We start from the raw sequence: 17762 nt of genomic DNA on the forward strand, positions 1-17762 counted from the left end.
GACTTTTGAACTTCTTGAGTCTTGAGAACGTCTTCATGAAGTTGTTTAGATATGTGTGTGTCCTTTCTCTATTGTATTCATTTTATCTTGAATCTGCTTAGCAGCTTCTTTTGCAGTCAAACTCGTATTATTTATTTTAAAGTAGTGGTGCAACTCATTCGGTTGATGTTGGGAATTTAATTGAAGGGTTTCAGCTGTCTCTAAAATTTCTCTTTCAGATACCTCAATATGTCGTTTTAAAGGTTTGTGCTTTAATCGATTCTCCGTTCGATTTCGATGTAAGCGCTCCTCAAGACTTGTTTCCAACTCCACAAAAAGAATCTCTTGATGATAGTCATCCAACAAATCCTGAATTTGCTTCAAATACAACAGCTGGTACTGATTTGAAAAATCAATTACGTCTGTTAAAATTACTGATCGCTGATTTCTTACACTTGCTCCAAGGAAAGAAAAGGTCATTCCACGAACAAATTCCCACATTTCCTCTGTAAAGTCCTGATAGATTTCTAGTGCAAAATCGATGGCTTGATGGTTATAAAATAGGGTAGCATCCGTCAGTCGAGATAACTCTTGACCAATCGTCATTTTCCCAGAAGCCGGAGCACCAATGATGAAAAGATGCATTAAATCACCTCCCACTCACTTCTCAGCAAACCATATATCAGACTGTCACAGCGGTTTCCTTGAACATCCTTTCTGTCTCTTATTCGAGCTTCGAGGGTAAATCCAAGTTTTTCTGCGACTCGTTTACTTTGGAGATTGTAACCAAAGCAAGTCAGCTCAATCTTATGAAGACCTAGTTCTCGAAAAGCTAGATCAATCAATACACGAGCTGCTTCTGGCACATAACCACGACCCCAATAGTCTGGATGCAAGGTATAACCAAGCTCTAGCACATCATCCGCATGGCGATGGTTGAAGTCAACAGAACCAATGACTTTATCAGTCCCTTTGACGACAAGCCCATAGCCAGCTGGGAGATTTTCCTTTTGATTGCGTTCTGGAAGAATATGCTCCAGATAATAAATCTCATCTTCCAAGGTCTTGACGGGCGGAAATCCTGCTGGATAGGCGACCTCTGGGAGACTAGCGTAGGCATGAATATCTTCGGCGTCAGTCACTGTACGAACTCGTAGGACGAGTCGTTCGGTTTCTAATTGTTCTGGAAGTTCAGTTATTGTCATCCTTATACCTCGCTTTCTACAAAAAATCGCCCCTGCCATCTACATGACAGGGACGAATGTGTTTATCCGCGGTACCACCCAATTTCGGGCAAGGCCCGCAACTCTTGTCTTTAAAATAAAAAGACATAATTTTATTTCATTTTCATCCATCAGCAACCAGTTTTGACACATTTGTGGACTTCTCAGCACCGCCACTTTCTGTAAAATGTGGGATTCAAAACACCTCTGATGGCTTTATTGTAGCAAGATTTTTTCGGAAATGCAAGGCACAAGAAAAATTACTTGAACCTGATGCCATTTTCTTTCAATTTCTTGATGGTAGCTGGGCCGATTCCTTTCAAGGAAAGGAGTTCTTTTTCAGTCCAGTTTTTAAAATCTGACGCAGACTTGATTCCTTCATCATAGAAAGTTTTGGCACGATCAAGTGGAAGTCCGCCCAAGTTTGCTGCAAAATCTTCTACAGAATTGGCTACTTTTTGAGCTTGCTCTTTGGTAGCTTCTACTGCTTGTTCAACTTTTTTAGAAACAGCCTTACCAGCTTGGCTTGCTGACTGTTCTGCACGTTTTACGACTTTTTTTGTCTCTTCTACAACCTTCGTCACAGTACTTGAAAAAGCACCTGCACGACGGAGGCTATTTCGTAATTGTTTTTTACGATTGAGTTTCTTTGACATGATAAAATCCTTTCAATAAAAAACCCCTGTTCTGACAAGGATTTAATATAAATATTCTATCAAGATTTTAGTAAAAAATCAAGAATCTATCTCGTTTAATAATTTCGCTCACCAAACAAGCCATCTGGTAAATCATGGAATCCCTTACCTGCCTTGAAATTTTCAAACTTACCAAGCAAGAACTGATAAGCATCCAAGCGGCTTTCGTAGCGAATCATGGCATCTTTGGCACGCTCGTCTTGGTCCTCTTCGTAGACTTTTTGGCTTTCCTTATGCGCCATGTCGTTGATCATGATTTGGGTATTGACCCAAGCTTCAAATTCCTTCATAAACTCTTGTTCGTAACTCATTTTTTCTCCTTATTCTAATCCACGGAAATAATCCGTATCAATCTCACGGTAGGGCTGAATATCCTGAACATACTCCAGCACGCCTTGGAATTCCCCGTTCTCATCGTGTACTGCTGCGTAGGTGATGTGGACAAACTTGCCTCGCGACTCAGACTTGAACCACATTTCATACTTGTCTTTGCTTCCCTCACGAAGTCCCTTCATGATGGTTTTGACCTTGTCCAAGTACTTAGGTGGATGACAAAGTTCAACATTGCGTCCGACTTGGGACGGCGTCCGTTTGAAAATCATCTCATCAGCTGGCGTATTGTCATTGTAATACTGGAAAATATCATCTTTATTGACAAAGGTAATCTCCATAGGGAGGTGATTGAGGATGAGATTGGCCTGCTCGACCGAGAGATAGCCATTCCCAAAAATCTGTTGACTATAGCGGTCCAACACTGCTTCCTTTTCCTTAGGGGTAAAGGTAATGGTAAACTGGCCTTCTGGCGTATCGATAACTTGCTGAACTTGCCCCTCTGCCGTATCTAGCTGTACAGACTCCTCTGTACTCTTTTCCTCAACAAAACTCTGGCGTTCTGGCACCCATTTCTCAGACGGACGGATGATGGCATAGCCGTAGGTATCGCTCTCCTCCGCAATCTGAAGCCAGTCATCCTGAGTAAAGGACTCAAGGAGAATCATGAGAAGGATGGACTCTTCCTTGAAAATCATACTTTCAAACTCTGTCGCAAAGGCTTCAAAATCTTCTTTTACAGTGGAAATCGGCACTTCAGGTAGTGACTTAGCCGTCATTAGAGCTGTTTGAAAGAGTTCCCTGATCTGATCATCCACTCCCCACATAACTTTCGGAGGTGAATCGTGTCCATAGCGCTCCATGATAGGGAAGAAGAGTTCTTCTTTACGTTGGTAATGGATGTCAAATTGCCCCACAAGTCCCATCTGACGCACCAAACCCTTACGCATCTCCGCCAGCATTTCTTCATCTTCCATGGACTCATAGGTATCTAACAATCTCCGAATGCGAATCAAGGCCGCACGGAGGGCCAGATTTTCTTCCTTAAAGACCCGAACTGGGTGACCTGGATGCTCGGTATCCTCTACTTCGACATCCTTAACAGCATTTTTAAAAAGATTGGCATGGACATCACAGAGTTCCATGACATCTTCAAAGGGTGACACCTGAGTCTGAGTTCATCAGTTCGTGCTCCATAAGGGAAATCTCGATGGCTGACACACCCGTAAAGGTCGCATCAAAACGCTCCTGAACCGACTCAGGAGAGGCGCCATTGTGCAATTCTAACAAAATATCCCGTAGGATATGAATCCGTTCATCTGCCATTAGTCTAACCCAATCACTTCGTAGCCGTTTGCTTCCAGCGTGCGGACAATCTTGTCCATAGGGGTTCCTTCAAGCTTAGAACCCTGTTTGAGCGATACTTTACGACCAACTGTATTGCGCATTAAGGGATTAGCAAGGGGTTTAAAACCCAACTCCACTAGAATCTCTAAGACCTCTGGATGCTTGTCCACCACTTCTGCAACGGGAATTGACACATCGATGATATTGTCCATGACGACCTCCATTGTATGTTCTAAAATGATTTTACTGCTTATATTATACCATATGGAGAGAGATTAAAAAACTAGCAGTACATACCTTGCTAGTTCTCTGAAATATGAATTAAGACCTAAAAAAGTTTAAAGAGCCAATCCAATATCTTAAATAATAGATTGTAAAACAGCAATTGGACTGCAAAAGAGATAATCATCCAAAAGAATTTCACAATCCCAATAATCGGTTTAATAAAAATAATAGCAAGAAGACCCCAAAAAAATTTCATTCTCTCTCCTCTGGCTTGATGAGCCACCGAGCCGTATCCATTAGCTTATCTGCAATAAAAAGTTTTCCCAGACCGACAACGGCGTGGTCATCTTTCTTTATCGTTTTCATTACTTTTACACCTTGCATGGTCAAAAAGTAATTCCCATAAGTTTTAGCTAGAATTTTTATGAGTCCCATATTACTCTCCTTCGATGATTTCAGCCTCTTTTCGGATTGTTTCAACATCTTCTTGATATTGAACTTCACTATAGTTGACTAGCTTGGATAATTCTTTCTGCAAGCTTTCACCCATCGGTTTCATAGTTGCAAAGGTTAAACCACCTGAAATGATACCTCCCAAAATAGGAATAAATTTCCCCATTCCTTTGGCCAGCCCTCCCTTGGTCAGATTCACACCAAATATTTTTAAGACTTTTTTCAAAATAGGGTACCAAAGCGTCTTTGTTACAGCTTTATTAGGTACTGTTTTCATTACCTGTTTGGCAATTGTTATACCACCTGCACGTAGCAAAGCAGCGGTTCCATTCACCCCCAACATGACACCTAGATAAAGCAAGAGGGTATTTTGAGCATCTTCACTCAACTCATAGCGTGAAGTCCAAAGATCCTCATAACCATAAATATAACCTAATTCTTGGGCTAATTTTAGAGAAAAAGCATAAAATTGAGCCACATCCGCTGGAATGGTAATTGCCATAGCAATCCCTCCTGGTAATCCTGCAACAACAGACGTTCCACTCGCCAATAAAACATTATCCCGAATACAAGCATTAGCTACACGATCTAAGATTTCTTGAGATAGAAGAGTCGTTGGACCTTGTTCCAATAAGGTAGGAATGTCCTGTGGATCCAATTCTTTGGAAAACTTATCCACTAAAAATTTCGAACGATCAACCTTAACAACTGGTAGTTTTACCACTTGTTGCAATACTTGCATAGCTAAGTCTTGTTCAGCCATATACAAACTCCTTTTACTTCTGTAAGTTATATTCCATGATAGCATACTCTTTTAAAGTATGTTTCAAATTCTCCTCAAAAATTTTCAAAAACTCCTTAGCAACTTATTTGTTAAAGATTTTTAATAGTCTTTGTAGAGACAGCTAGAATATTCAACTCCTACCTTTACAACATGATATTCTATCTGTGAACGATAGTCTATTATTGTTTCACCTAAAATGTTCCTTGAATACACACTAATACTCTTCGAAAATCTCTTTAAACCACGTCAGCGTCGCCTTACCGTACCCAAGTACAGCTTGCGGCTAGCTTCCTAGTTTGCTTTTTGATTTTCATTGAGTATAACTATGAACTTTCGAGATTCATCTTATAAATCCATAATTTCTTTTTTCTTTCGATCAAATTCTTCCTGAGATAATATACCTGCATCTAAAAGAGATTTTAGTTTTGTAAGTGCTTCGATTTGCTCATCTAATGATAGACTTGGTTTCATGGCTTTTTCATCTAAACTTTGAGCCATATTCATTCCAAATATCATTCCAGCACTATCACCTAGACCATGTTGCTCCACTCCTGATGCAATTTTTTGTTGTGCTGCAATATTAGAAGCTTTCTGCGATACATCATCATAAGCTTTTAAATTCATCTTATTTGATGAAAATTGTTTAACCAATTCCTTAGATTCTGGTGAGAACTCAATATTAGCAATGGCAACTTTTACAATCTCAAATCCAAAACGTTCTTTCCAAGTCCCTGCATACTGTCCATCATTTGATACTTGTTCTGCAAGAACTGCAGCTTGTGAGGGTAATTGTGAAATACGATAAGTTGTTGACAAAGAATTAAGTGCAACAATAAAAGATTGAAGAAATTCTGTTACTATTTGTGATCTAGCTTGAGCGCTATCAAAGGTATAATAAGTCACATTGGCAGGAAGAAAGTTTCTGATAAATTGCTTAGCATCTGTAATTTGGATAGAAAATGTTCCAAAAGCACGTACTTCTAAATCTGTCCCATAAAACAAATCATTATACATGACTGGACCGCGAGTCCCAAATTTAATATCACGAATTTCTCTCAAATTAACAAAACAAATCTGTTTTTGCTGATCACTTTGACCACCGAATCCAACACGATTAACAACATTGTCAAACAGTGACTTTTTCAATCCATCACCATTAAAAACACTGCTCTCACCATTTTGGTATTCATATCCACCTGGTTCTGTAACAATTTCCTCGATACCAGACTGACTAAAGATAAAGGCTGCAGTATTTTCTGGAATAAAAATCTTGGATCCGTTCGAAATAACACCTACAGATCCCTTCGTATTGACACCCCTACCATTATTACTTTCTTGAACAATACCTGGACTTACAGCTGTATGTTCATCAAAAGCTTGAACTGTGATAATTTCTTTCCACTGATCTGCAAATGTCCCACCAATAGAATCTGTGATTGCTTTTATCAACCCCATCTAATTGCCCCCTTATAAACTCTGCTCCATATCACAATAGGCACATCTTACTGTTTGCTTCACTTGACCTGACAAAGGTGCTCCACAAAAGCTACACTTGGTTGAAATCTTTTCTGGCTCTGCATCCTTAATCCCAAGCCCTGCTTTAAAAGTGTCAAATGTATCCTTAAATGTTTCTGCCAAAACATCTGCTCCAAACAAGCTACTATCTCCCAAGGTTTCAAAATTACTTGTATCACCTGAAATCAATTTAATAATGTTCCTAGCCCATTTGTCAGTATCCTTAGTATTATTAAATGCAAAGATAGCTTGTCCGCCATTATAATAAATTTCCAGCCGTTTCACACCATTGGTTTTGGTTACTGAAACTTGAGGTTTCCCTTCAAAAATTTTAATCTGGTTAATGGGTATGGTAACTTGATCTTTTTTTCCTCCCCACAAACCTTTTTTGATATATATTAAGTGTAGATTCGTTAAAATTAATTCATCTGTAGACAAACCATTTTTCCCAAAACTCACATGGTCACTATTCATAACCATGTATTCATGTGGCAATAATTGATAATCCATCTTGAACCCCACTCTTCCTATTAAAGACTAGCTTTCCACTGCTCCACTTGCTCATGTAGATTATCACGATAATCTTTTAGAGTCTTAATCACTTCTTCCTTCCCTTGAATCGGTGCTTTCTTTAGTGGACCATATTGTTTTTTCAGATCTTCCATTTCTTTTTTAGTGCTATCTTTTAGTTCTTGGATAGCAGCGCTATCTTCTAAAACAGTTCCTTTAAAGGCTTCGTCTGCTTCTGTATAGTAATTATCGATTATTTTCTCATTCATAATCAAGTAATCTTCATAGGTTTTTATAGACTCAATTGTCGTATCACTAACATCTTGTGGGTTAAAATCGCTTGAACTGAGTTTTTCTTTTGCTTTGGCAAACAATCCTTTCTTCTCAGAACCACTAGATGAAGCTTCTGTTTGATTCTCACTAGAAGAGCTGCTTGTTTTGTCAGAAAGAGAACTACAAGCAACTAGAGTAGAGACGGAAAGACATAGCAAAGCTAAACGACAAACTTTTTTTATATTATTCATTGATAGAATCTCCTTTTATTTATGAAATCATCATATCATATTTCCTAAAAAAAAAAAGCATTTTCTGATTAGCTAACATTTAAAAATACAGAATCCCTTTTTTAAAAGAATATTTTCCCATTTCAAATTCCACCTATTTTCACCCACCAAAAAAGAGGGTTGCCCCTCTTCTTAGTTCTTATCCAGATTGCGTAGCATCTCGTCAATCTTGTTTCCATACTCGATGGACTCGTCTTTGACGAAGGTCAAATCTGGGATTTTGTACAATTTCAAATTGCGACCAAGTTCACGTTTGATGGTACCAGTTGCTTTTTCAAGCCCAATTTGGGCTTTTTGATTATCTGAAGCAAGGTTACTCAAAATGGTGTAGTAAACCTTGGCAACAGACAAGTCACCCAGCATCTGAACATCTGTGATGGTCACGCCTTGGACACGCGGATCACGGACTTTCTTTTGCAAAATCTCATTGACTTCACGCTTGATTTCCATGCCCACACGATCCGTACGGAAATGATTTGCCATGATATTCCTTTCTCTACTTTGAACCAAAAGCTAGGCCAGCAGACCTAGCTATTTTTATTAGATAGAGGAACTAGAGCCATTTGAATCTAGGAAACAAGCCTTAGATAGAACTGAGGGTTCATCAAGGCGCTGTTGACGACGAGTCAAATGAGCTATCGTTTCTCTATTATCTCTTGATTTCTTCCATGACATAACCCTCAATCACATCATCCATCTTGATATCATTGTAGCCATCGATCATCAATCCACCTTCACGACCGTTTGTAACTTCTTTGACGTCGTCTTTGTAGTGTTTCAAGCTTGCGAGTTCGCCATCATAGATAACGACACCGTCACGGATAACACGGACTTTAGAGTCACGGGTAACCTTACCGTTGATAACCATGAATCCACCGATAGTTCCCACTTTCGACACCTTGAAGGTTTCACGAATAACTGCTTCACCGATAACTTTTTCTTCGAATTCTGGATCAAGCATCCCTTTCATGGCTTCTTCCATCTCTTCGATAACCTTGTAGATAATGCTGTGGAGACGGATTTCTACATCATCAGCTTCTGCTTGTTGACGAGCTTGTGGTGTAGGGCGTACGTTGAAACCAACGATAAAGGCATTTGAAGCTTCGGCAAGAGTCACGTCTGATTCGTTGATGGCACCGACCGCTGAGTGGACGATGGTAACTTTAACACCTTCCACATCGATTTTCTGAAGTGAGGCAGAAAGGGCTTCAACAGAACCTTGTACATCGGCCTTGATGATAACGTTAACTGACTTAAGCTCACCAGCTTTAAGGGTATCAAAGAGGTTTTCAAGGCTGACACGTTGGGTAGCTTGACGTTGTTTCATGAGGGCACGTTTGGCACGCTCTTCACCGGCTGCACGCGCAGATTTTTCATCTTCGTAAACGGCAAAGTGGTCACCCGCCATCGGCGCTTCATTCAAACCTGTGATTGAAACTGGTGTTGATGGCCCTGCAACCTTAACACGACGACCAAGGTCGTTGGTCATGGCACGGACACGACCGAAGGTATTTCCGACAACGATAGGGTCTTGGACATTCAAGGTACCTTGTTGAACAAGGAGGGTTGCGACCGCACCTTTTCCTTTATCCAAGCGTGCTTCGATAACTGTACCGATCGCACGCACTGTTGGGTCTGCCTTGAGTTCTTGGATTTCAGCTACAAGAAGGACTGTTTCCAACAATTCTTCGATGTTTTGGTTGAATTTAGCTGAGATTTCAACAAATTCAGAATCTCCACCCCAAGCAGTTGACATAACACCATGCTCTGCCAATTCACCGATAACGCGTTCTGGGTTAGCACCTGGTTTATCAATCTTGTTAATGGCTACGATGATTGGAACGTTGGCCGCTTTTGAGTGGTTGATGGCTTCGATAGTCTGAGGCATAACCCCGTCATCTGCCGCTACGACCAAGATAGTAATATCGGTAACAGAAGCACCACGCGCACGCATAGATGTAAAGGCCGCGTGTCCTGGTGTGTCAAGGAAGGTAATCTTCTTACCATTTTCCACGATTTGGTAGGCACCGATATGCTGAGTGATCCCACCCGCTTCACCTGTCGCAACACGAGAGTTACGAAGGGTATCTAGGAGTGTTGTTTTACCGTGGTCGACGTGTCCCATGATAGTTACAACTGGTGGACGCTCTACTAATTCATCTTCATTGAGATAACCATCTTCGACAAAGAAACGTTCGATATCGGCATTATCCACTTCAACTTTTTGTTTAGCTTCGATACCATAATCCACCATGAGGAGTTCAATTGTTTCCCCATCCAAGGATTGGTTTTGTGTGGCCATGACACCCATCATGAAAAGTTTCTTAACGATTTCAGCTGGTTCACGTTTGATGCGTTTTGCGATTTCCGCAACGGTCATACCATCTGTATATTCAAATTCTGTTGGCAATTCATGGAATTTACGCTCCGTAACAGGTTTTGGAGTCTGATTGCGGTTGTTCTTGTTATTGCCTTTTTTGTTCTTTTTGTTGTTATTCCAGTTACTATTCTTTTGATTTCTCACTTGATTTTGACTACTTCGATTCTTTTGTTGTTTTCTAGGACCATCTTCTTCATGATCATAATCGTCACGATTTTTGTCTGGTCGAGCTTGTTTTTTACGACGTGTATCCACTGCAGGTTCTTTTTTCTCAGGGACGACTTCAACCACTGCTTGAACTTGCTGTGCTTGTTGCGCTTGTTCAGCTAACTTAGCCGCTTCTTCAAAGATTTCCTCTGGTTCCTTGCGTTTGTTAGCTTGAGCCAAGGCTTCTTTAGCAGCCTGATACTGCTTGAAGCGTTCCTCACTTGAACGTGCGTACTCTGCATTTTGTTCTGCTTTTAGGGCTGCTGCACGGGCTTTAAAGTCAATACGTGGAGCCGCTTGATTTGAACGTTTGTCCTCTTGCTGACGGCGCTCATTTCTACGATTTTGCTGACCTTGCTGCTTCTTAGCTTGGTCATTAAAGCGACGATTGTCGCGGTTGCCTTGACCTTGTTTCCCACCATTACGACCGTCGTTTTTCTGACGGTTTCCGTTTTGTTGTTGGTCACGGTTATTGCCCTTATTTTGCTTGCGTCGTTCTGCCTGCTCTTTGGCACGTGCTTCACGCTCAGCCTTGAAATTACGACTTTGCGGTTTAGCCGCTACTTTTTCTGTTTTCGGAGCGACTGGCTCAGCTGGTTTTGCCTCTTCCTTAGCTACAGCTGGTTTAGCTGGCTCAGATTTTTCGGTTTTCTTTTCTGCACTTACTTTTGGTGCTGCAGGTTTTGCTTCTACTTTCGGAGCAGCTGCAGGCTTAAAGCTAGCAGCAATTTTTGCAGCGACAGATTCTTCCACACTTGATGAGTGGCTTTTCACATCCAAGCCCAACTCTTTTGCACGCGCTACAACTTCTTTACTTTCTTTTCCAAGCTCTTTTGCGATTTCGTACAATCTTTTCTTAGACAAATCATGTCCTCCTCTTCTATTCCATAAGAGACCTCATTTTCTTTGTAAATCCAGCATCTGTTACAGCCAAAACCTTTCTCGATTTTCCGACTGCTATGCTTAATTCCAGTGTTGAAAACACGGTTACAATTTCTACTTGATAATAATGACTTTTATCTTGAATCTTCTTGGTCAGATTGGGTCCAGCATCATGGGCTAGAAAGACCAACTGGGCCTTGCCGTCTTGAATGGCCTTAACCACCAATTCCTCACCCGATATGATCCGCCCTGCTCGCTGAGCAAGCCCCAAGAGATTGCTTATCTTTTGCTTATTCAAGTCCTAACTCTCTTCTTTTCACTTTGTGATCCACATAAGCGATCAACTCGTCATAAAAGCTTTCTTCCACTTCCATGCTAAAGCTGCGGTTAAAGACCTTCTTCTTTTTCGCCTCTAGGGCTTCTGCGTTGTCTAGCTTGATATAAGCGCCACGGCCATTGGCCTTGCCTGTCGGATCGATAAATACTTGTCCTTCTTTGTTTTTGACAATGCGGAGCAAATCCCGCTTATCAATCACTTCATTGGACACAACAGACTTGCGCAAAGGGATTTTTCTCGTTTTCATCTTTCCCTCCTCTAGCAGCTTTTATTCTTCTACAGTATCGTTTTCTGCTTCCAAATCTACCGAACCAGCTTCTTCCATGGCTTCAAATTCGCTAGCAGACTTGATATCGATACGGTAACCAGTCAAGTGAGCCGCCAAGCGAACATTTTGCCCACGACGACCGATAGCAAGAGAAAGCTTGTTATCAGGAACAACCACCAAGGCACGTTTGCTGTCGTTTTCGTCAAAGATAACTTGGTCAACCTCTGCAGGAGCGATGGCATTGTAAATAAATTCAGCTGGATCTGCTACCCACTCGATAACGTCGATGTTTTCTTCGATTGGTACCATACGGTCATTTTTGGCATCGTAACGAGCTGGGTGGAATTTGCTAGTGATTTTCTTGATATTGGCTCCACCGCGTCCAACGATTGTACCGATAGCATCCACGTTTGGATTATGACTGCGAACGGCAACCTTGGTACGGTCACCAGCTTCACGAGCCACGCTCATGATTTCAACAGTTCCGTCATAAACTTCTGGAATTTCTTGCTCCATCAAGCGTTTGATCATTTCTGGATGGCTACGGCTAACAAAGACGTTGACACCACGAGGGTTGTCTTCAACCTTGTAAACATAGACTTCGATACGATCATGAGAAGCAAAAACTTCACCAGGGATTTGGTCTTGTTTTGACAATTGGGCTTCGATGCTGCCAAGGTTGACATAGATAAAGCGGTTGTCAAAGCGTTCTACAGTACCAGACATGATTTCTTGTTCATGCTCTTTGTAAGTATTGTAAGTGATGGCACGTGTTTGCTTGCGCATTTTTTCCATGATGGTTTGTTTGGCAGATTGGGCTGCTACACGACCAAACTCAGCAGGCGCTTCTTCAAACTTGATTTTGTCACCAAGTTCATAGGCTGAATTGATGGCAAGAGCATCTTTCAAGCTGATTTCCAAACGGCTATCAAATACTTCATCAACCACTTCACGGACAGTATAAACTGTAAAGTCACCTGTTTTTTCGTTGAAATCAATAGCTACGCTGTCTGATTGACCATAGCGTCTGCGATAAGCGGAACGAAGCGACTCTACTACTGCGTCGATGATATCTTCTTTTTTGATTCCCTTGTCTTCTTCCAAAATGCGGAAGGCCTCTAGCATTTCTTTACTCATGTTTTCTTCACTTTTGAATCCTCAAAAGCTATCCTTTCTTTTTCTATAATTTAACTGCTAAACGTGCTTTTGATACTAAACTGTATGGAATTTGGACAGTTTTCTTACGCGTCTTGTCCATATATTCCATAGTCAACTCGTCCTCTTCGAAGGCCAACAAGGTTCCTTCAAGGACCTTTTGCTTATCGATGGCTTGGTAGAGCCCGACATGGATGTATTTCCCAACCGCTCCAGCAACGGCATCCTTGGTTTTCAAAGGACGTTCCAAGCCTGGACTGGTAATTTCTAGGAAATATTGTTCTGGGAAGGGATCTGGCTTGATGGTGTCTAGGACAGGACTGATCATTTCTGTCAAGTCTGCCGTGTCGTTCAAGGTAATTCCTTCAGGTTTATCTACAAAAATACTGAGAATCATGTCACTGCCAATCTTTCCATACTCGATATCCACGAGTTCGAAAGGTGATTGAATGACAGGTTCTACAACTTCTCTGACTAATTCTACGATTGTTGCGATTGCGTCCACCTCCTCATAAGCAAGAGGCGAAGATATTTCCCCGCCTCTCTTTCTCATATTCTTACCCTTAGTATAGCACATTTGCTAACTTATGTAAAGCAAAAGCACTTATACAGCCTGATTTCAGGCTATTTCTTAAAATTCTGCCTCAACTCGGTAGATAACTTGCCCCTTATTGGAGAATTTTTGCTCGTATTCTGTCATGACATTGCCTTCAAAATCACTGGCATGTAAATCAAGCCAGACACCATTGAGCTTCATGCCATACTGAGAAAAGCTCACTAAACTGTACTCAAACAAGCCACGGTTATCCGTCTTGAAATGAATTTCTCCATTTTCAGGTAAGATACGTTTGAAGGTATCCAAGAAGGTTTTGTAGGTCAAACGACGCTTTTCATGGCGTTTTTTAGGCCAAGGATCTGAAAAGTTCAGATACAAACGATCAATCTCACCGTCTTCAAAGTAGTCAGTCAAGTCAGAACCATCTACCCACAAGAGCTTGATGTTAGGCACTCCAACTTCAAGCACCTTGTCCAAAGCGTAGCTCAAAACAGACTTTTGAATATCAATCCCGATATAGTTGATGTCAGGATTTTGCTTAGCCATACCTGAAACAAAGGCACCCTTTCCACTTCCAACTTCCACATGAATGGGATTGTCATTGCCAAACAAATCCTGCCATTTCCCCTTGGCTTCTAAGGGATTGAGGACCACATACTGGGGATTTGCCTCTAGTAATTCTGTCGCCCCTTTACGATTTCTAACTCTCATCTTCTCTTTCCATACTTGTCTCGGAAGTGACGCAAGCCATGGATCTCCCGATTGACATTTTCTAAATCTTGGTTCATATAATACTTGGAAATCTGGCTCAAATAAGACAATTGACCGTACCAATACAATTTATTTAATACCGTTTGATTGTACTTATAGCCGTAGTAGGTCAACCATTCCTTCCACTGATGTTCTGGAATATAATGGCAGAGCATATGGGCCACATCAAACATGCGATCGGTCAAGCGAACCGAATCCCAATCTACCAAATAAATCAAGCCACTGTCTGTCTCAATCCAATTACTATGTCGTACATCTCCATGGACAATGGTCGCATGGTCCTCCCTAAATCCTGGAATAGTTTGACGTAAATCAGCCATCACCTCACTGATAAAATGATTTTTACGCAAGGCATCTGGAGCCGTTTCTTGCCAAGACTGCAGTAAATCTACAGGTGTTTCCATGGCATATCCCAAACGACTCAACTGTGTCATCAAAGGACGTGAGCGATGAAGGCGGGTTAAAATATTGACAATTTGCTTACGATTCATATCATAGGGGGTCAATATCTTGCCTGTCAACCATTCTTGAGCACACATATCACGCCCATCTGCCAAACGGCGACTCCATAATAATTGTGGAGCAATTTGTTCTCTAGCTAGACCAGGTAGGATTGGAGAGGTGTTCATTTTTACAAAGATGCGCTTCCCATCAGGATAGCTACCCATATAAGCCTTGCCACTTTTCCCAGGTATGGGAGTCAGTGTTAGCTCATTATCACCCAAATCCATTTCTTTCCTCCGTATAAAGTTTCCTTACTATTCTACTAGTTTTTGGCCTATTCGTCAACCGCTCCACACCCGATTCTCAAAGAAAAGCCTCTGGATTGGCTTGGGTATCATTATAGAAAGAAAAAGGCAAGCACCGTCTTCTGCTTACCTTTCATGATTTTTATAAATAATATAAGAGTGGCCAAGCATTGTAAAACATGTGAACTAGAGTAGAAACCCATAGGTTTTGGCTCTTTTTATAAGCAAATCCCAGTAACAAGCCCCCAAGTAGATAAAAAATAAACGAAGGGACATTAGAAGGACCATGCATAAAAGAAAAGAGAGAGGAAGTTAGCACAAGCCCTAACCAAGAATTGTCAAAAACCGCACCTTGAAGAAGTCCTCTGAAAATGAGTTCCTCCTGGATGGGGCCAAAAACTGAGGAAGTCAAAATCAAAGACAGAGAAATTCCTCTGCTGACTTCCGCCAAGTGTTGAACTCCTGCGCCAGAAGAAATAGCGAAGAAATGAATATAAACCAGCGTCTCAAGTACACTTAGAAGAAAGATTGCAATGAAAAGCAAAAGGTCTTTCTTGCTTAACATCCCAAAAGAAATCATATCAAACTTTCTAGCATAAGCAACGCTCAGCGAGGTTACTAGAAGACTTACAAGAATCAATGCAAATTCATTTTGAAAAAAGTCCCCATGGTTAATCGTATAAGGAACTGTAATGACGATTATTAGTACTAAAAATCCAAAGCACAAGGCATGAAATTTATCAAAAAACTCCATAAAATTATCCTCCTCACCAAACAGACTTCCTACGCGTCATTCTTTAGTTCTAGCCTTTCCAAAACAAACCATTTTAGTAACCAAAATCCAACCACATAGCCAGCTCCTAAGAATATAGCCATTAAAGATAGCATGGGATTCAGAAAATAAAACATCACAACAGATACAAAGGTTAGCACAAAAACATTAAAGGCAATGGTGTCAGAAGCCAAGACCAGAATATAAGGTGTCAACCAGTCTAAGGTTTTTGAATCTAGGAAAAATAAGTGTTTATACATGATAACCTCCTCTATGGCTGAAAAGCAAGCCTTTTGTTTTTTTACCCCAAGACCCTATGTAGAAAAGTGAGCAAAAATGGTAAGTTTGCAATGATATTATTAACAATATGAATCGAATAAGAAGGATAGATACTCTTCGTATAACGTGTTAGCCAGGCAAATAGACAGCCCACTGCCGTATAGACAAAAATATCTGCGAGACTTGGTAAGCTAGAAAAGTGGGGCAAGGCAAATAAGAATGACGGAAAGAGAAGATCCAGCCCCCACCTCGAATTCTTAAAGAAGGCATGTTGAAGCAGTCCTCTACACACCAATTCTTCCATCAGAGGTCCTAGCACGATTAAGGTTAGGTAAACACCAAACTCCGCAAAATTGGTCTCACTATAGGCAATAAACAAATTCCAACCTTCATTGGTTCCCTGAACGTGTTTAGCTGTCAGATAGTTAAAGCATATCAGCACAACAGCGGCTAACACCGTCAGAACAGAATAGCTCAACCACTTTTTCCTAGGGATGCGAAAGAGATAAGCATGGCCCGACCTGACCAAAATCCAAACCATCAAGCCGATAAAGAGAAGGCTGATGATGTTTCGAATCCAGATAATATTTCCTACCCAAGACGAGAACTCCCAATAATTGCTCCAAAATTGGGTTGTCCAAAACAAGCCAAAAAACAAAAACAAATAAGAAAGAATGGCACTCGTTTTGAAAAGAATAGGATATTTTTTCATAGAAATCCTCCTACTATCTACAAGACAACGACTAGCCTAGTACCTCCCCTTGCCAGACCATAGGTTAGTCCCATATAAAACAAGCTACTTTTTATAATACTTCAAGCCCCAAATGAGTAGAAGCATGATAAGCAAGCAGAGAATAGCGCCAATATAGGCAATTAATTGTTGATAAAATTCTCCTGCTGTGATACCCCTATACAAACAAATAATAGACATAAAGCCTGTCAAACCAATGAACATAAGTTGATTGGTTCTAGGACTAACCAAATCATCATCTTCAAACTCTCTTATTCTCATTTCTCTAGTGAGGTAAACAGTGACCAAAATAGAAGCCAAGTTAATAACCACTAAAAGAAATTGGAAAACCAAGGAAAAATTTAAAAACTGACGAGATAGAAATAGATAAGTGGAGACAAGCAAGGGCAACTGACCTAGGAACAGTCTCGTAAGGAAGATGTTCCGTTTTTTAGCAAGAAAAGTTTTCATTTCTTTGCTCCTTTCTTTTTAGTTAAAGCAAAATAGATCACAACCGCAATCATATAGGCTATGGTATAAAATAGCTGATACCAAGTACTCTCCCTAAGCGGATAAAGAAAGATGGACATGATTAGATATAGAACGAAAATAATCAGTATTTTTTTCTTCATAAAATTTCCTCCTAAATGTTTGTTGAGCTACAACCTTTACACTATTAGTATAGCACTTATTTTGACCTTGGATCACTCAAATCACAAATGGTCATCAAAACATCTTGAATTGTTAAAAAATTTAAAAAGCAAGCATGAAAAACATACTTGCCCTAAGGAAACTTAACAATGTGAAAATACAAAATCGAAAGCTATTCAGCCTTACTTCCGTCTGTTCTGATAGATTCTCATGATTGCAACCAGTATACAGGCTGTCCCACCTGCCAAAACCAGGAGGGTAATGATAATGTTGAGAATTTCAGGCGTCCTCTCTATTCTGTTGATAAGACGGACTAAGGACAATACTGTTAATAAGAGTAAAGCTACTGACCCTGTCCGAATTAAAGAAGCCATTCGGTTCTCAACCGCATATAAAAAGGA

At 40.6% G+C, this 17762-nt stretch carries 23 protein-coding genes and 1 pseudogene; all 24 read right to left on the reverse strand.

Annotated elements, in window-relative coordinates:
* Positions 1 to 45: 45 nt before the first annotated feature.
* The 24 genes and pseudogenes from SP4011_RS09030 to SP4011_RS09145 all read right to left on the reverse strand — a co-directional run bounded on the left by SP4011_RS09030 (position 46) and on the right by SP4011_RS09145 (position 17181).
* A complete protein-coding gene (locus tag SP4011_RS09030; RefSeq protein ID WP_338618908.1) occupies positions 46 to 624 on the reverse strand; it encodes an AAA family ATPase in 579 nt (192 codons plus the stop codon).
* Entirely contained in the window at positions 624 to 1184 is a 561-nt protein-coding gene (locus SP4011_RS09035) for a GNAT family protein (RefSeq protein WP_338618910.1), read from the reverse strand. Before SP4011_RS09035 ends, SP4011_RS09030 begins: the two co-directional genes overlap by 1 nt.
* 278 nt (positions 1185 to 1462) lie before the next feature.
* On the reverse strand, positions 1463 to 1858 hold the full coding sequence (locus SP4011_RS09040; RefSeq protein WP_218774485.1) for a helix-hairpin-helix domain-containing protein: 396 nt from the start codon (positions 1856 to 1858) through the stop codon (positions 1463 to 1465).
* 95 nt (positions 1859 to 1953) lie between these two features.
* The gene (locus SP4011_RS09045; RefSeq protein WP_000119706.1) at positions 1954 to 2208 is read right to left on the reverse strand and encodes a DUF1912 family protein; all 255 of its coding nucleotides are present in this window, start codon (positions 2206 to 2208) and stop codon (positions 1954 to 1956) included.
* A 9-nt stretch (positions 2209 to 2217) separates the two neighbouring features.
* Positions 2218 to 3553: pseudogene (locus SP4011_RS09050) on the reverse strand (DUF438 domain-containing protein).
* Entirely contained in the window at positions 3553 to 3786 is a 234-nt protein-coding gene (locus SP4011_RS09055; RefSeq protein WP_000368739.1) for a DUF1858 domain-containing protein, read from the reverse strand. Before SP4011_RS09055 ends, SP4011_RS09050 begins: the two are co-directional and overlap by 1 nt.
* A gap of 116 nt (positions 3787 to 3902) precedes the next feature.
* On the reverse strand, positions 3903 to 4055 hold the full coding sequence (locus SP4011_RS09060) for a hypothetical protein (protein ID WP_176139339.1): 153 nt from the start codon (positions 4053 to 4055) through the stop codon (positions 3903 to 3905).
* Positions 4052 to 4234 carry a hypothetical protein gene (locus tag SP4011_RS09065; protein WP_000522922.1) on the reverse strand — a complete coding sequence of 61 codons (183 nt, stop codon included), beginning with the start codon at positions 4232 to 4234 and terminating at the stop codon, positions 4052 to 4054. The genes SP4011_RS09060 and SP4011_RS09065 overlap by 4 nt, the downstream gene beginning before the upstream one ends.
* Position 4235: 1 nt before the next feature.
* Positions 4236 to 5015 (reverse strand): hypothetical protein, encoded by a 780-nt coding sequence (locus SP4011_RS09070; protein ID WP_176139340.1) that lies wholly within the window; start codon positions 5013 to 5015, stop codon positions 4236 to 4238.
* Between the two features lie 366 nt (positions 5016 to 5381).
* The gene (locus SP4011_RS09075; RefSeq protein WP_338618912.1) at positions 5382 to 6491 is read right to left on the reverse strand and encodes an SPFH domain-containing protein; all 1110 of its coding nucleotides are present in this window, start codon (positions 6489 to 6491) and stop codon (positions 5382 to 5384) included.
* Positions 6492 to 6503: 12 nt separating this feature from the next.
* Positions 6504 to 7061: a hypothetical protein gene (locus SP4011_RS09080; RefSeq protein WP_000386258.1), complete on the reverse strand. Its 558-nt coding sequence runs from the start codon at positions 7059 to 7061 to the stop codon at positions 6504 to 6506.
* A 20-nt stretch (positions 7062 to 7081) separates the two neighbouring features.
* Positions 7082 to 7585 carry a hypothetical protein gene (locus SP4011_RS09085; RefSeq protein WP_338618915.1) on the reverse strand — a complete coding sequence of 168 codons (504 nt, stop codon included), beginning with the start codon at positions 7583 to 7585 and terminating at the stop codon, positions 7082 to 7084.
* A gap of 171 nt (positions 7586 to 7756) precedes the next feature.
* Positions 7757 to 8107 carry a 30S ribosome-binding factor RbfA gene (gene rbfA / locus SP4011_RS09090; RefSeq protein ID WP_001273601.1) on the reverse strand — a complete coding sequence of 117 codons (351 nt, stop codon included), beginning with the start codon at positions 8105 to 8107 and terminating at the stop codon, positions 7757 to 7759.
* Between the two features lie 166 nt (positions 8108 to 8273).
* Positions 8274 to 11075: a translation initiation factor IF-2 gene (gene infB, locus SP4011_RS09095; RefSeq protein ID WP_338618922.1), complete on the reverse strand. Its 2802-nt coding sequence runs from the start codon at positions 11073 to 11075 to the stop codon at positions 8274 to 8276.
* Positions 11076 to 11091: 16 nt separating this feature from the next.
* The gene (locus tag SP4011_RS09100) at positions 11092 to 11391 is read right to left on the reverse strand and encodes a YlxQ-related RNA-binding protein (RefSeq protein ID WP_016399195.1); all 300 of its coding nucleotides are present in this window, start codon (positions 11389 to 11391) and stop codon (positions 11092 to 11094) included.
* Positions 11384 to 11677, reverse strand: a complete 294-nt coding sequence (gene rnpM / locus SP4011_RS09105; protein ID WP_000857562.1) for an RNase P modulator RnpM — start codon at positions 11675 to 11677, stop codon at positions 11384 to 11386. The genes SP4011_RS09100 and rnpM overlap by 8 nt, the downstream gene beginning before the upstream one ends.
* 21 nt (positions 11678 to 11698) lie before the next feature.
* The gene (gene nusA / locus SP4011_RS09110; protein WP_000032274.1) at positions 11699 to 12835 is read right to left on the reverse strand and encodes a transcription termination factor NusA; all 1137 of its coding nucleotides are present in this window, start codon (positions 12833 to 12835) and stop codon (positions 11699 to 11701) included.
* A 43-nt stretch (positions 12836 to 12878) separates the two neighbouring features.
* A complete protein-coding gene (gene rimP, locus SP4011_RS09115) occupies positions 12879 to 13358 on the reverse strand; it encodes a ribosome maturation factor RimP (protein WP_338620418.1) in 480 nt (159 codons plus the stop codon).
* 126 nt (positions 13359 to 13484) lie between these two features.
* Entirely contained in the window at positions 13485 to 14120 is a 636-nt protein-coding gene (gene trmB / locus SP4011_RS09120) for a tRNA (guanosine(46)-N7)-methyltransferase TrmB (protein WP_338618929.1), read from the reverse strand.
* Positions 14117 to 14911 (reverse strand): cell cycle regulator CcrZ, encoded by a 795-nt coding sequence (ccrZ, locus tag SP4011_RS09125; RefSeq protein ID WP_000362999.1) that lies wholly within the window; start codon positions 14909 to 14911, stop codon positions 14117 to 14119. The genes trmB and ccrZ overlap by 4 nt, the downstream gene beginning before the upstream one ends.
* A 160-nt stretch (positions 14912 to 15071) precedes the next feature.
* On the reverse strand, positions 15072 to 15683 hold the full coding sequence (locus SP4011_RS09130) for a CPBP family intramembrane glutamic endopeptidase (protein ID WP_000394033.1): 612 nt from the start codon (positions 15681 to 15683) through the stop codon (positions 15072 to 15074).
* A 29-nt stretch (positions 15684 to 15712) separates the two neighbouring features.
* Entirely contained in the window at positions 15713 to 15961 is a 249-nt protein-coding gene (blpZ, locus tag SP4011_RS09135) for an immunity protein BlpZ (RefSeq protein WP_119942870.1), read from the reverse strand.
* A gap of 41 nt (positions 15962 to 16002) precedes the next feature.
* Complete coding sequence (locus SP4011_RS09140) at positions 16003 to 16692, reverse strand: lysostaphin resistance A-like protein (RefSeq protein WP_338618932.1); 690 nt, start codon at positions 16690 to 16692, stop codon at positions 16003 to 16005.
* Between the two features lie 84 nt (positions 16693 to 16776).
* A complete protein-coding gene (locus SP4011_RS09145) occupies positions 16777 to 17181 on the reverse strand; it encodes an immunity protein (RefSeq protein ID WP_338618933.1) in 405 nt (134 codons plus the stop codon).
* Positions 17182 to 17762: the final 581 nt, after the last annotated feature.

It is taken from the genome of Streptococcus parapneumoniae (assembly GCF_037076355.1).
Taxonomy (GTDB): domain Bacteria; phylum Bacillota; class Bacilli; order Lactobacillales; family Streptococcaceae; genus Streptococcus; species Streptococcus parapneumoniae.